The following is a 14,252-nucleotide window of genomic DNA, read 5'->3' as shown; positions in this document are numbered from 1 at the left end:
GGAAACGGTTGCGGGTGGGCATCGTCTGCCCGTACTCGCTCGACGTCCCGGGCGGCGTGCAGGCACATGTCGTCGGCCTCGCCGGGGCGCTCGAAGATCTCGGGCACACCGTCAGCGTCCTGGCCCCGGCCGCCGAGCACACCCCCGTGCCCACGTTCGTCACGCCGGCCGGGCGCGCGTTGGGTGTGCCGTACAACGGCTCGGTGGCGCGTGTGACGTTCGGTCCGGTGACCTACGCCCGGGCCCGTCGCTGGCTCGCCGAGAACTCCTTCGACGTGCTGCATCTGCACGAGCCCACGACGTTCAGCCTGTCGGTGCTGGCCCTGCTCGCGGCGGAGGGCCCGATCGTCGCGACGTTCCACACCTCGACCGAGCGCTCCCGCGCGCTGAGCGCGTTCGGTGGCGTCCTGCGCCCGCTGATGGAGAAGGTCACGGCTCGGATCGCGGTGTCGCCGCTCGCCCGTCGCGTGCAGGTCGAGCATCTCGGCGGTGACGCCGTCGAGATCCCCAATGGGGTCGACATCCCCGCCTTCGCCGACGGGCCACTGCTGCCCGGCTATCCCCAGCCGGGAACCGTCGGCTTCCTGGGGCGGTTCGACGAGCCCCGCAAAGGCATGCCCGTGCTGCTCGACGCCCTGCGCGCACTGGCGCCGTCGCGGCCCGACCTGCGTCTGCTGGTGGTCGGGCGGGGCGATGTGGGCGCGCTGCGGCGTGCCGCCGGACCGGTGGCCGCCCGCCTCGATGTCCTCGGCCCCGTCGACGACGCCACGAAGGCCGCCGCGCTGCGGTCGGTCGACGTGTTCTGCGCGCCCAACCTCGGCGGCGAGAGCTTCGGCATCGTCCTGACGGAGGCGATGGCGGCGGGCGCGCCCGTGCTGGCGAGCGACCTCGACGCGTTCCGCGCCGTCGTGGGCGGCTCCGGGGCGGGTGTCCTGTTCCCGACGGGCGACGGAGGCGCGCTCGCCGGCGCGCTCGCCCCCCTGCTGGACGACCCGTCCGCGCGAGCCGCCATGTCCGCAGCGGGCCGGATGCGGGCGGCCGACTTCGGCTGGCCCGCCGTCGCGGCCTCCGTGGTGCGGGTCTACCGGGCCGCGGTGGCGGCCGACCCCCGTCGTGTTGTCGGTGCGTCGTGACCCCTGAGCTGTGGATGCTGGTCGTCGCCGTCGGCCTCGTGCTGGTCTGGGCCACCGTGCTGTGCTTCGCGCGGGTGCGCAGACTGGACCGCCTGCACGTCCGCACCGACGCCGCGCGCGCGGGGCTCGAGGCCGCGCTCGATCGGCGCGCCGCTGCGGCGCTGTCCGCGGCTGAGGTCGCGGAGGGTGACGGTGCGGACGGGTTGCGAGCCGCCGTCGCGGCCGCGCACTCCGCCCGCGCCTGCGCAGGCGACAGGGAGGCGGCCGAGAACGTGCTCGGGCGTGCGCTCGGGACGCTCGACCGGTCGGTGCTACCGCCGGCGTTGCTCGCGGAGCTCATCGACGCCGAGCAGCTGCTCATCCTGGCCCGCCGCGTGCACAACGACGCCGTGCGTGACACCCTCGGTCTACGGTCCCGAAGGCTGGTGCGCTGGCTGCATCTCGCGGGCACCGCACCGCTGCCGGCCTACTTCGAGATCGCCGACCCCGAGACCGGCGTGACGACCACCGCGCCGCCTGCCGGGCCCGGCTTACCGATCGTTGCACTGACGTACGATCGGGTGTCCGCAGATCGTAGAACTGAGGGGTAGACGCCGTGTCGTCCGAAACGTCCGAGACCACCACCGGCCCAGCGCTGGGCACCGCACGCGTCAAGCGCGGGATGGCGGAGATGCTCAAGGGCGGCGTGATCATGGACGTGGTCGACGCCGACCAGGCCAAGATCGCCGAGGACGCGGGAGCCGTCGCCGTCATGGCGCTCGAGCGCGTGCCGGCCGACATCCGCGCCCAGGGTGGCGTGGCCCGCATGAGCGACCCCGACATGATCCAGGGCATCATCGACGCCGTCTCCATCCCGGTGATGGCCAAGGCCCGCATCGGCCACTTCGTCGAGGCCCAGGTGCTGCAGTCGCTCGGGGTCGACTACGTCGACGAGTCCGAGGTGCTCACCCCGGCCGACGAGGCCCACCACATCGACAAGTGGGCGTTCACCGTGCCTTTCGTCTGCGGCGCCACCAACCTCGGTGAGGCGCTCCGGCGCATCTCCGAGGGCGCCGCGATGATCCGCTCGAAGGGCGAGGCGGGCACGGGCAACGTCGTCGAGGCCACCCGGCACATGCGCTCGATCCGAGGCGAGATCCGCCGGCTCGCAGGCCTCGACGAGGCCGAGCTCTACGACGCCGCCAAGGAGCTGCGGGCCCCGATCGAACTGGTCACCGAGGTGGCCCGCGCGGGCAAGCTCCCGGTGGTGCTCTTCACCGCGGGCGGCATCGCCACTCCTGCCGACGCCGCGATGATGCGTCAGCTCGGCGCCGAGGGCGTGTTCGTGGGCTCGGGCATCTTCAAGTCCGGCGACCCCGCGCAGCGGGCCACGGCCATCGTCAAGGCCACCACGTTCTTCGACGACCCCGACGTGATCGCGAAGGTCTCGCGGGGTCTCGGTGAGGCCATGGTCGGCATCAACGTAGCCGAACTGCCCGCAGAACAGCGGTACGCCTCGCGGGGCTGGTAGCCCCGTCACACCTCGGGGGTGGCACTGCCACCCAGAAGTGCACACTGCTCCGTTTGTCGCCGCCGTGTCACCGGTCACCGTAACCGGGACACGGCGGCGACGACGTTCTGTGCCGAAAACGGCGCCCCGAAGTGGTGGGAACACCCACACGGTCTGGTGAACCAGCGTTCCCGAGTAATCGTCCGCGCCTAGTGTGCCTCATGTCCGATCTGTGACTTGAGGGACACGAGGGGCAGGCGAGGTAGATGAGGCGATATGCGACCGTTGTGGGCATCGTCGTCACCACGATGCTCACCGGATCGCTGGCGGCGATTGCGCAGCCGACGCCGCCGCCGACCTGTGTGCCGACGACGCCACCGACCACCACTCCGACGCTTCCGCCGACCCAGCCCCCGGGCAAGGGCACGCCTGAGTCCCCGGGCAAGGGGCTGTCGGATCCGTCGGGCAAGGGCCTGGTGGACACGTCGGGGAAGGGACTGACCGACACGTCCGGCAAGGGACTCGTCGATACGTCCGGCAAGGGACTGACCGACACGTCGGGCAAGGGACTGACCGACACGTCGGGCAAGGGGCTGGTCGACGCCTCAGGCAAGGGGCTTGCGGACTCCTCCGGCAAGACGCTCGCGGATGCGTCGGGCAAGGGCCTGGTGGACGCGCCCGGCAAGGGACTGGCCGACACCTCCGGCAAGGGGCAGGTGGGCGCGATCAAGGAGGGCGCGCCCGAGCCGCCGAAGCCCGGCGTGCCCGGCTCCGAGGCGGGGAAGCCGGCGCCTCCCGTAGTCGGGCTGGCGAAGCCCGACGCTCCGGGCGTCGGTGCGGCGAAGCCCGAGGCGCCGCCGGTGCCGTTGCCCAAGCCGCTGGATCAGCCGGTCCCGCTGCCCAAGCCGCAGGCTCCCGTCGCCCAGCCGAAGCCGCAGATCCCGGTCGCCCAGCCGACCGTCCTGCCGACGCCGCCCACTCTGCCGCCGGTGCTGCCGACTCCGCCGACGCTTCCCCCGGTGTTCCCGACACCGCCGACGCTTCCGCCGGTGTTCCCGACGTTTCCGCCGCCGACCGTCGTGCCGCCCCCGACCTCGCCCGGTGGGGCGGTGGTGGTGCCCGTGCCGTACCCCGTGCCGTTCCCGATGCCGTTCCCGGTGCCGATCCCGTTCCCGGTGCCGATCGTGCTGACACCGCTGTTCCCCCCGGTCGTCCCGCCGACGACGCCGCCCACGCTTCCGCCGACGACTCCGCCGACGCTTCCCCCCACGACCCCGCCGACAACCCCGCCGACGCTTCCCCCCACGACCCCGCCGACAACCCCGCCGACGCTTCCGCCCACGACCCCACCGACGACGCCGCCCACGACCCCGCCGACGACCCCGCCCAACTGCCCCCCTGGAGGTAACGGCACCACCGCGGCCGACCGCTTCGGGTGGGGCACGCCCAACCGGGTGGACGAGTTCACCTCAGGCCTCGGCCCCGACTGGGATCTCTACGACGGACCGGGTCACGGTGGCAACGGCCGGCGCACGCCCGATGCGGTGAGCGTCCAGAACGGGGTGATGACCATCACCGGTGACTCTCAGGGCAACACCGAGGGCATGGCGTGGAACCCGGGCCAGATGTACGGCCGCTGGGAGGGCAGGGTGCGGGCGCCCGCGTCCGACGAGACGTACAACGCGCTGATGCTGCTCTGGCCCGACGCCGAGAACTTCCCGGTGGGCGGGGAGATCGACTTCATGGAGATGATGGACGAGACCCGCCAGACCACCGACTTCTTCCTGCACTACGGGCCGAACAACAACCAGGTGCACGGCCAGGTGCGGATCGACGCGACGCAGTGGCACAACTGGGCGGTCGAGTGGACGCCCACACACGTCGCCGCCTTCGTCGACGGCAGGGAGTGGTACCGCACCACGGACGTGAGCATCCTGCCTCCGGGTCCCATGCATCTGTGCGTCCAGCTCGACTGGTTCCCGAACAGCGGTTCCGGACCCGTGCAGGAGTCCTACATGCACGTCGACTGGGTCAAGCAGTACTCGCTGCCCCTCGGTGAGCTGGTGAGTGGCCTCGTCACCGACCTCAGGCACACGCTCGGGCAGCGGAACCTGGATCAGGTCAGGCCCGTGACTCCGCCTCCCGGAGGCCTGGTGGCCCGAGTGACCAGTTCGACGCGGGCTCAGTCCGATATTCGTCTGCGGGAGGCCTGGCCGCTCGGGCGGCGGCTCGCCGAGGGTGGCCCGGACGCGAACCCGCCCGGAAGTGCCCCGGCCGCAGTTCCCGGGGGCTGATCACGACCCTGGACCCGGACCCGGTCGCGGTGCTGGTGGGGGGCTACACGTACTCCATCACCAGCACCGCGACCGAGCCGGGTTCGACGGCTTCGTAGGTGTGTGGCCGGTCGCCGGGGAAGCGAAGGTAGTCGCCGGGGCCGAGATCGACCTCGTCGTCGGCCGGGCCCGCACGCCACCGTCCCGATGTGACGATCATGTGCTCGACCGTGCCGGGGATGTGGGCGTGCGCGGCGCGAGTCGGGCCGGGTTCGGCGGCGATGACGTGCAGGTCGCGGCGGGCCCCTGGCGGGCAGGCCGCGAGCAGCGTGCCGGTGAACCGGGCGTGCTCCGACGGGATCGCCACGCCTTCGCCCGCCCGCACCACCTGCACGGGGGAGACCGGCGGCTCCACCAGGCGGGAGAACGGCACCTCGAGCACCACGGCGAGTGCCCACAGGGTCTCGACGCTCGGGTTGCCCGCACCGGACTCGAGCTGGGAGAGCGTCGACTTGGCCACGCCGGCGCGCCGGGCGAGCTCGGTGAGGGAGATGCCGTGGCGCTCGCGCTCCCTGCGGAGCGCGGCGGCGATGGTCGCCAACGGCGCCGTTCGATCCATCGGACTCCTTGTTCGGCTTGACGAACAGATTACCTGGCGTTCACTCTATGGGACATGCGTTCACTCAGCCGAACAGTAGACCGGGAGGACCTGCGGGACGCGGTGGCGCTCGCCGCGGCGAGCGCACTGGTCGGCGCCTCGTTCGGTGCCCTGGCCGCAACCGCGCAGGTGCCGATGGCGCTCACGGTGGCGCTCTCGTTGCTGGTGTTCGCAGGCGGCGCGCAGTTCCTCGCGGTCGCCGTGGTCGCGGCGGGGGGCGGTGCGATGGCGGCGGTGGCTGCCGGTCTGCTGCTCAACGCACGGCATGTGCCGTTCGGGCTGGCCGTGGGCGGCAACATCGCCGAGCGCTGGCCCGCTCGGCTGCTCGGCACGCACTTGATGGTCGACGAGAGCGTGGCGTTCTCGCAGGCCCGGGGCGGCGGCGCGCGGTCGCGCACCGCGTACTGGCTCTGCGGGGCCCTGCTGTTCGTCGCGTGGAACCTGGGGACGGTGGCGGGGATGCTGGCGGGCTCGGCCGTGCCGGATCCCGACGCGTTCGGGGTGGACGCGGCGTTCCCGGCCGCTCTGCTGGCGCTCCTGCTGCCCTCGCTGCGTCGGGCCGACGCCCGCAGGGTCGGGCTCCTGGCAGCGGCAGCGGCACTCATGGCCACGCCCTGGTTGCCCGCCGGACTGCCGGTGCTGGTGGGCCTGGCCGGTCTCCTCGCCGCGCGGGTCCCGGCGAGGAGCGACGCGTGAACTGGCCCGCCGTGCTGACCCTCGCGGGCGGCACCTACCTGCTGCGGCTGACCGGTGTCGTCCTGCGTGACCGCGTGCGCCTGCCCGGTCGGGTGGAACGCTACGTCGACCTCGGTGCCACCGCCCTGCTGGTCGCGCTCGTGGCCACCGCGGCACTCACCGACGGTTCCGGGTTCGCCGGTTGGGCCCGGCCGGCGGGTGTGGCCGTCGGCGCGCTCGCCGCCTGGCGGAAGGTGCCGTTCGTGCTGGTCGTCGTGCTGGCGGCGGCCACGACCGCCGGGCTGCGCTACCTCGGCGTGCCCTGACGGGCGTCCGCGTGCAGGCGGTGCGTCCGGCCCGTCAGGTCGGTGCCACGTCGTAGCGGGCGAACTCGCGCGAGAACGTCGCCGCGCCGCTGGTCATCGCGCGCAGGTCCACGGCATAGCGACGCAGTTCGGTGCACGGCACCTCGGCGCGCACCAGCGAGCGCCCCGGTCCGGCGACGTCGGTGCCGAGTACCCGCCCGCGCCGGCCGGACAGGTCCCCGAGCACGGACCCGAGGTGCTCGTCGGGAACGCGCACCGTGACCTCGTCGTACGGCTCGAGGATCTGCACGCCGCACGCCTCGGCCGCCTCCCGCAGGGCGAGCGCGCCTGCCGTCTGGAATGCGGCGTCCGAGGAGTCGACGCTGTGCGCCTTGCCGTCCACGAGCGTGGCACGGAAGTCGACCACCGGATGATGGTCGTCGGTCAGCCCGCGCGCGGCCTGGGCGCGCACCCCCTTCTCCACGCTCGGGATGAACTGGGTGGGTACCGATCCACCGAAGATCTTGACGACGAAGTCGATGCCCGACCCGCGTGGCAGCGGCTCGAACTCGATGTGGCACACGGCGTACTGGCCGTGCCCGCCGGACTGCTTGACGTGGCGTCCGGTGACCCGCGCCGGCCTGGCGAGGGCAGCGCGCAGCGGGATGCGCACCGGTTCCGTGTCGACCTCGGCGCCGCCGGCGCGCAGCCGCGACAGCACGACGTCGGCGTGGGCCTCACCCATGCACCACAGCACTGTCTGGTGCGTCTCCTGGTTGCGTTCCAGCCGCAGCGTCGGGTCGGCCGCGACGATCTTCCCCAGGGTCTTGACCAGCGCGTCCTCGTCTCCCCGCGTGCGGGTGGCCACCGCGACGGGCAGCAACGGCCGGGGGAGGTCCCAGCAGGAGAGCAGCAGCGGGTGCTCGCTGGCCGAGACGGTGTCGCCGGTCTCGGCGGTGCCGAGCTTCGTGAGGGCACAGATGTCACCGGCGACGCAGGCGTCGATCTCGCGCAGTGTGGCGCCGAGCGGGGCGTAGATGTGGGCGAGACGCTCGTCGGCGTCGTGGCCGTCGTGCTCGGAGCCGTCCGGCTCGCCGTTGCGCTGGGCAGGGATGACCACGTGGTGCCCGCTGATGTGCACGGTCGACTCGGGACGCAGCGTCCCGGAGAACACCCGCACCACGGACACGCGCCCGACGTAGGCATCGGCCGACGTGCGCACGACCTCGGCGGCGAGCGGGCCCTCCGGGTCGGCCGTGAGCGGCGGATGGGGGGTCCCGTCGACGCCGGTGACGGGCGGGAGCGCGCGCTCCAGCGGTGAGGGGAACCCACCGACGAGCACCTCCAGCAGCGCGTCGAGCCCGATCCCGCTGCTCGCGCAGACGGGGATCACGGGGTGGAAGGCCCCCTGGGCGACGGCCGTCTCGAGGTCGTCGATGAGCGTGGAGACGTCCAGGTCCTCGCCGCCGAGGTAACGCTCCATGAGCGTCTCGTCCTCGGACTGCTCGATGATGCCCTCGACCAGTTCGCTGCGGGCGTCGTCCGCGCCGGGTGGTGCCTGCCCGGCAGGCGACTGGGTGAGCAGGCCGTAGAGGCCCGCGAGCCGGTCGCCCTCGCGGATGGGGAGATAGAGCGGCGCAACACCGCTGCCGAACGCGTCCTGGCAGGCGGCGATCGTGGCCTCGAGGTCGGCGCGCGCGTGGTCACAGCGCGCCACCACAACGGCGCGTGGCATGCCGACCGCGGCACACTCCTCCCACTGCGCGATGGTGGCGGGATCGATCTGACCCTCGCGCCCCTCGTTCGCCGGCACGACGAACAGCGCGGCGTCCGCGGCGCGTAGACCGGCGCGGAGCTCACCGACGAAGTCCCCGTAGCCGGGGGTGTCGATGAGATTGATCTTCGTGTTCTCGTGGAGCAGGGGGGCGACGGACAGCGCGACCGACCGTTGCTGCCGGACGGCAGCCGGGTCGTGGTCGCAGACGGTGGTGCCCTCGACCACCGCCCCGGCCCGGGGAATCGCTGCTGTATGCGCGAGCAGCGCCTCCACCAGCGTCGTCTTCCCCGAGCCCGACGGCCCCACGAGGACCACGTTGCGCACTCGGGACGGGTCGCCGGCGGTCGGAACCTGAGATCGGTTCCCCGTCCGCTGCCCGGCTTCTGCTCTGACGGCCATGGGAGACCACCTCCGCAGCACTGCGTCGATGTCGAAGAGGACGTGTGCGCCATCCCACACCCGGGATCCGGCGGTCACAACCCTTGGCGAGCATTCGGGTTCATCGAATGTTCATCGGAGCGGAAGTGAGCAGGGCCGCAGGACCCGGGCCGGCAGGTCGTGCGATCGCCGACGGTAATGTCTTGGTGTGCCAGTTCCGGGTCCCGGTTATGCCATCACCGCGCGGGTCGAGGTGCCCGCCTCCGCCAGCGCCGCGGGTGACCTCACGATGGCCATCGGCCGCGTCGGGGGCGTCGTCACCGCATTCGACGTGGTGGAGGCCGCCCACAACGAGATCCTCGTCATCGACATCAGCTGCAACGCGCTCAACGAGGCCCACGCGGAGGAGATCACCGCCGCGCTCGAGGCGCTACCCGGCGTGCGCGTGCGCAAGGTCTCCGACCGCACGTTCCTGCTCCACCTCGGGGGCAAGCTGAGTGTCGAGTCCAAGGTCAGCCTGCGCAACCGCGACGACCTCTCGCGGGCCTACACCCCCGGCGTCGCCCGGGTCTGCCAGGCCATCGCGGCCAATCCGGCCGACGCGCGGCGCCTGACGATCAAGCGCAACACCGTGGCCGTGGTCACCGACGGGTCTGCCGTGCTCGGCCTCGGCAACCTCGGTGCCGCCGCCGCGATGCCGGTGATGGAGGGCAAGGCGGCGCTGTTCAAGCGCTTCGCCGGGGTGGACGCCTGGCCGGTGTGCCTGGACACCCAGGACACCGAGGAGATCATCCGCACCGTCCAGATCCTCGCCCCCGCCTACGGCGGCATCAACCTCGAGGACATCGCGGCCCCGCGCTGCTTCGAGATCGAGGCACGGCTGCGTGAACTGCTCGACATCCCGGTCTTCCACGACGACCAGCACGGCACGGCGGTGGTCGTCCTCGGCGCGCTGCGCAACGCGCTGCGGGTGGTCGGCAAGAAGCTCTCCGACTGCAAGGTCGTGGTGTGCGGGGTCGGTGCCGCCGGCTCCGCGGTCATCCGGCTGCTGCGCTCCAGCGCGCCCGGCGACGTGCTGGCCGTCGACATCAACGGGATCGTCCACCCGGGTCGTCCCGGCCTCGACGACAACCTGAGCTGGATCGCGGAGCACACCAACGTGGCGCAGGTGTCCGGCACGCTCGCCGACGCGCTGGTCGACGCCGACGTGTTCATCGGCGTGTCGGCGCCCAACCTGTTCGGGGCCGAGGAGCTCGCCACGATGGCGCCCGACGCCATCGTGTTCGCCCTGGCCAACCCCGACCCGGAGATCGACCCGGCGATCGCGATGGCCAAGGCCGCCGTGGTGGCCACCGGCCGCTCGGACTACCCCAACCAGATCAACAACGTGCTCGCGTTCCCCGGGGTGTTCCGCGGCCTGCTGGACGCCCAGGCGCGCGACATCACCGACGCGATGCTGCTCGCCGCCTCTGCCGCCATCGCCGACGTCGTCACCGAGCCGAACCCGTCGTTCATCGTGCCGAGCGTCTTCGACTCCGCGGTCGCCCCGGCCGTGGCCGAGGCGGTCCGCAATGCCACGGGCCGCAGCGACGTCGCCCCGATCTGACGTCCGGCGCCCGCCGAAGAGGTCGTCAACGGGCCGTCCTGGTGCCGGCCGCCATCGTGGTGGTGTGCGGCTCGGCGCCGGGCTCCGACATGCGGCGCGCGGCGAGCAGCGCCACCACGGGCAGCAACGCGAGGGCGAGCAGGGCGTACTGCAGTGAGAATGCGGTGGCCAGGGCTGCGACGCCCGGGGCCGCGAGGCCGCCGACGCTGACCGCGAGCCCGAGCGTGACACCGCTGGCCGTGCCGTGCCTGTTCGGCAGGTAGTCCTGTCCGAGCGTGACATGGAGCGAGAACGGCACGTAGGTGGCGACGGCGGTCAACGCCACCAGCAGGTACACGGCCGGTCCTGGAACGAGTGCGAGGCCGATCAGCGCCGGCACGGCGACCGCGTACGACACGCGGATCGTCCGGATGCGGCCCCATCGTGACGCCAGCACCCCGCCGAGCAGCGTTCCGGCCGCGCCGACCCCGAACAGGACCACGAGGGCGACCTCACCGGCCACCGGCCCCCCGCCCACCCGCCCCGCGACCCAGATCGCGAGGAACGTGCTGAGCCCGAACGTCACGATCGAACGGCTGATGACCACGATCGTCAACCGGCCGAACTGCCGCCAGTCGTCCGTGCCACTCCTGATCGTGCCCGTTCTCGGTGCTCGTGTGCGGATGCCGGAACGACCCAGGGCGGCGACCGTGAGGGCGCAGCCGACCGCGGCCGGGATGACGAGCAGCGGGCTGGCGCTCAGCCCGCCCAGTTGCAGCACCGGGGTGACGACCACAGGCCCGAGCGCGAACCCGATGTTCCCGCCGACGGAGAACCAGCTCATCCCGACGTGACTGCCGCCGCTGACCGAGCGGGCGAGGCGTGCGGACTCCGGGTGGTAGGCGGCGACCCCGAGGCCGGAGAGGGCGATCGCCGCCCAGGTCATGAGATAGGAGTCGCTCACGCCCGAGAGCCCGATGCCCGCGCCGGCGAGCGTCATTCCCACCGGGACCAGCCACGGCATCTGACGGCGGTCGGTGAGCACGCCGAACAACGGTTGGACGACTGACGACAGCAGGGTCGCGGCCAACGTGATGCCCGATGCCGCGAGATATCCGTACGACCGCTCGGCGACCAGAAACGGGACGATCGCGGGAACGGCTCCCTGGTAGAGGTCATCGACCGCATGCCCGATGACGAGCACGATCATCGGCCGGGACAGTGAGCGTTTCCCCGTCGTCATGCAGCGATCATCGGTTCGCGGCGGGCTGCGCGATTCCGATAACGAGCCTGGTTGTGTCGAGTACTCGCCACCCGCACTCGCGGCGGCCACGACCCACCGCTCCGAATGGCTGCGCGCCTACCGCGGCACCTGGGTTTCCTCTGCCGCGTCCTGCGCGCGACAGCCGGCTGACCACGGCCGGTCCGTAGCCATACGGCATCGATCATCGGTTCGGGCCGGGGTGCGTGATTCCGATAATCTGGCTGACTGTGTCGAGCACTCGCCACCTCCCGCACGCGCCGACCGACAGCCGCGACCTCGCGGCGACCGCAGGGGTGGACGCGCACTGGCACGACGAGAACCAGGTGGCGTACGCGAGCCAGGGGGTGCTGGCCGTGCACACCGAGGCCTCGCGCTGGATCGTGCCCGCGCATCGCGCGATCTGGGTGCCGGCGGGCACGGTCCACTCCCACCGGGCATACGGCGAGACACGCCTCCATCTGCTCGGGCTGCCCGCCGGGCGCAACCCTCTCGGTCTCGTCGAGCCGACGGTCCTCGCGGTGTCCCCGCTCCTGCGTGAGCTGCTCATCGCCTACACCGCGTCGGACGAGTCGCAGGACGTCCGAGCGCGTCGGCGGATGCTCGGCGTGTTGCTCGACCAGCTGGCCGCGGCACGTGAGCGGCCCGTCAGGATCCCCGCCGCCCGCGACGCCCGGCTCGCGGCCGTCACCGCGATCCTCGAGGCCGACCCGTCGGACTCCCGCGGCCTCGAAGCCCTCGGGCACGAGGTCGGTGCGAGCGGTCGGACGCTGACCAGGCTGTTCCGCCAGGACGTGGGGATGACCTTCCCGCAGTGGCGTACCCAGCTGCGGCTCTACCAGGCGCTGAGGCTGCTCGCGGAGGGCCGGTCCGTCACGGCGGTGGGGCGCTGCTGCGGTTTCGCGACCACCAGCGCCTTCATCGACGTCTTCCGCCGCTCCCTGGGACACACCCCGGGCGCCTACGTCCGCAGCGGATCGGCGAGCCCGGGCGTCAGCGGCTGACGCCTCCGGCCGCCGCGCACCGCAGGCCGCGCGGTGCGCGCTGTGCCGCGGGGTACGGACTACCCTGGACATGTGCTTCCCGTGATCGGTGTGCTCGCTCTGCAAGGTGATGTCCGCGAGCATCTTGCGGCCGTGTCGGCCTGTGGAGACGTCCGCGGTGTGCCGGTGCGCCGCCCCTCCGAGCTCGATGCGGTGGACGCGTTGGTGATCCCCGGTGGGGAGTCCACCACGATGAGCCGGTTGCTCGAGGTCTTCGAACTGCTCGACCCGCTGCGCGCGCGGATCGCTGCCGGGATGCCGGCCTACGGGTCCTGTGCCGGGATGATCCTGCTCGCCCGTGAGGTGCTCGACGGTCGCCCCGACCAGAAGCAGATCGGCGGTCTCGACGTCGTGGTCCGGCGCAACGCGTTCGGCCGCCAGGTCGACTCGTTCGAGACCGACCTGCGCTTCCGCGGGATGCTCGGTGGTCCCGTGCGCGCGGTGTTCATCCGCGCGCCGTGGGTCGAGTCGGCAGGCCCCGGAGTGGAGGTGCTCGCCACCGTTCCGCAGTCGACGATCACCGGCGCCGACGCGGGCGCCGCGGCCGGTCGAGCGGTCGCCGTGCGCCAGGGCGCGGTGATCGCCACGGCCTTCCATCCCGAGCTCACAGGCGATCTCCGCGTGCACGGGCTCTTCTGCGACCTCGTGAAGGAAGCCGCCCGCGCCGCCTGAGCAATGGGCGTGAGGCCGCACGGCCGGTGGCCCCCTTCCCGGCCGCTCGTCCTCCGAACGGGTCGGTAGAATCGACAGTTCAAGCAGACGTCGGTGCTATCCGGTCCGCGCGGCAGGAGGCCGGTGGCGGACGTCCGGATCCCGGCGGGTGGGCAAGAGCTGGGAAAGGACGGCGACACCGATGAGCGGCCACTCCAAGTGGGCGACGACGAAGCACAAGAAGGCCGTCATCGACGCCCGGCGCGGCAAGATGTTCGCCAAGCTGATCAAGAACATCGAGGTGGCCGCGCGCACGGGCGGCGGTGACCCGGATGGCAACCCCACGCTGTACGACGCCATCCAGAAGGCCAAGAAGAGCTCGGTCCCCAATGACAACATCGACCGTGCCGTCAAGCGCGGGTCCGGTGCCGACGCGGGGGGTGCCGACTACCAGACGATCACGTACGAGGGCTACGGGCCCAACGGCGTCGCGGTGCTCATCGAGTGCCTCACCGACAACCGCAACCGGGCCGCCACCGAGGTCCGCACGGCGATGACCCGCAACGGCGGCGCGATGGCCGACCCCGGCTCCGTGGCGTACCTCTTCACGCGCAAGGGCGTGGTGATCGTTCCGAAGGCGGGCGACCTCACCGAGGACGACCTGCTGCTCGCCGTGCTCGACGCGGGTGCCGAGGAGGTCAACGACCTCGGCGAGAGCTTCGAGGTCGTCTCCGAGGCCGGCGACCTCATCCCGGTGCGCACGGCATTGCAGGAAGCCGGCATCGACTACGACTCGGCCGACCCCACCTTCCTGCCGTCGATGAGCGTGCCGCTCGACGCGGAGGCGGCGAAGAAGGTGTTCCGCCTGATCGACGCGCTCGAGGACAGCGACGAGGTGCAGAACGTCTACGCCAACTTCGACGTCTCCGACGAGGTGCTCGAAGAGGTCAACGCGTAGCCGTCGGCGATTCGGCGAGCTGAAGGCGGAGGTCGGCTGATCTCCGCTCACACGGATCCCGTCGAT

The 14,252-nt window shown here is 72.1% G+C and carries 13 protein-coding genes; 10 read left to right on the top strand and 3 right to left on the bottom strand.

Translation table 11 applies throughout. The features are described from left to right. The first annotated feature begins 8 nt into the window (after positions 1–8). The 4 genes from MMF94_RS22095 (at position 9) to MMF94_RS22080 (ending at position 4,916) form a co-directional block, all read left to right on the top strand. Positions 9–1,133: a glycosyltransferase family 4 protein gene (locus MMF94_RS22095; RefSeq protein WP_241039146.1), complete on the top strand. Its 1,125-nt coding sequence runs from the start codon at positions 9–11 to the stop codon at positions 1,131–1,133. Beyond that, positions 1,130–1,723, top strand: coding sequence for an NUDIX hydrolase (locus MMF94_RS22090; protein WP_241039032.1), 594 nt, complete (start codon positions 1,130–1,132; stop codon positions 1,721–1,723). The genes MMF94_RS22095 and MMF94_RS22090 overlap by 4 nt, the downstream gene beginning before the upstream one ends. Positions 1,724–1,728: 5 nt before the next feature. Beyond that, positions 1,729–2,643: a pyridoxal 5'-phosphate synthase lyase subunit PdxS gene (gene pdxS / locus MMF94_RS22085; RefSeq protein WP_277398793.1), complete on the top strand. Its 915-nt coding sequence runs from the start codon at positions 1,729–1,731 to the stop codon at positions 2,641–2,643. A 245-nt stretch (positions 2,644–2,888) separates the two neighbouring features. Beyond that, positions 2,889–4,916, top strand: a complete 2,028-nt coding sequence (locus tag MMF94_RS22080; RefSeq protein WP_241039031.1) for a glycoside hydrolase family 16 protein — start codon at positions 2,889–2,891, stop codon at positions 4,914–4,916. A gap of 43 nt (positions 4,917–4,959) precedes the next feature. Here MMF94_RS22080 and MMF94_RS22075 read toward each other — a convergent pair whose 3' ends face one another. Further along, entirely contained in the window at positions 4,960–5,514 is a 555-nt protein-coding gene (locus tag MMF94_RS22075) for a helix-turn-helix domain-containing protein (RefSeq protein WP_241039030.1), read from the bottom strand. A gap of 54 nt (positions 5,515–5,568) precedes the next feature. Between MMF94_RS22075 and MMF94_RS22070 the strand changes: the two genes are divergently transcribed. Both MMF94_RS22070 and MMF94_RS22065 read left to right on the top strand, forming a co-directional pair. Continuing rightward, the gene (locus MMF94_RS22070; protein WP_241039029.1) at positions 5,569–6,249 is read left to right on the top strand and encodes an AzlC family ABC transporter permease; all 681 of its coding nucleotides are present in this window, start codon (positions 5,569–5,571) and stop codon (positions 6,247–6,249) included. Continuing rightward, positions 6,246–6,554: an AzlD domain-containing protein gene (locus MMF94_RS22065; protein ID WP_241039028.1), complete on the top strand. Its 309-nt coding sequence runs from the start codon at positions 6,246–6,248 to the stop codon at positions 6,552–6,554. Before MMF94_RS22070 ends, MMF94_RS22065 begins: the two co-directional genes overlap by 4 nt. Before the next feature lie 34 nt (positions 6,555–6,588). On the opposite strand, the gene MMF94_RS22060 is transcribed toward MMF94_RS22065, so the two are convergent. Next, positions 6,589–8,709: an elongation factor G-like protein EF-G2 gene (locus MMF94_RS22060; RefSeq protein ID WP_241039027.1), complete on the bottom strand. Its 2,121-nt coding sequence runs from the start codon at positions 8,707–8,709 to the stop codon at positions 6,589–6,591. A 187-nt stretch (positions 8,710–8,896) separates the two neighbouring features. Here MMF94_RS22060 and MMF94_RS22055 point away from each other — a divergent pair, with 187 nt between their 5' ends. Then, entirely contained in the window at positions 8,897–10,294 is a 1,398-nt protein-coding gene (locus MMF94_RS22055) for an NAD-dependent malic enzyme (protein WP_241039026.1), read from the top strand. Positions 10,295–10,319: 25 nt separating this feature from the next. Here MMF94_RS22055 and MMF94_RS22050 read toward each other — a convergent pair whose 3' ends face one another. Beyond that, positions 10,320–11,516, bottom strand: coding sequence for an MFS transporter (locus MMF94_RS22050; RefSeq protein ID WP_241039025.1), 1,197 nt, complete (start codon positions 11,514–11,516; stop codon positions 10,320–10,322). A 248-nt stretch (positions 11,517–11,764) separates the two neighbouring features. On the opposite strand from MMF94_RS22050, the gene MMF94_RS22045 reads away from it, so the two are divergent. From MMF94_RS22045 to MMF94_RS22035, 3 genes are all read left to right on the top strand, one after another. Next, positions 11,765–12,538: an AraC family transcriptional regulator gene (locus MMF94_RS22045; RefSeq protein ID WP_241039024.1), complete on the top strand. Its 774-nt coding sequence runs from the start codon at positions 11,765–11,767 to the stop codon at positions 12,536–12,538. 72 nt (positions 12,539–12,610) lie between these two features. Next, positions 12,611–13,249: a pyridoxal 5'-phosphate synthase glutaminase subunit PdxT gene (pdxT, locus tag MMF94_RS22040; protein ID WP_241039023.1), complete on the top strand. Its 639-nt coding sequence runs from the start codon at positions 12,611–12,613 to the stop codon at positions 13,247–13,249. Positions 13,250–13,430: 181 nt separating this feature from the next. Continuing rightward, complete coding sequence (locus MMF94_RS22035) at positions 13,431–14,186, top strand: YebC/PmpR family DNA-binding transcriptional regulator (protein WP_241039022.1); 756 nt, start codon at positions 13,431–13,433, stop codon at positions 14,184–14,186. Positions 14,187–14,252: the final 66 nt, after the last annotated feature.

This window comes from Pseudonocardia alaniniphila, from assembly GCF_022524485.1.
Classification (GTDB): Bacteria; Actinomycetota; Actinomycetes; order Mycobacteriales; family Pseudonocardiaceae; genus Pseudonocardia; species Pseudonocardia alaniniphila.
This window is presented reverse-complemented; position numbering and strand designations above follow the sequence as displayed.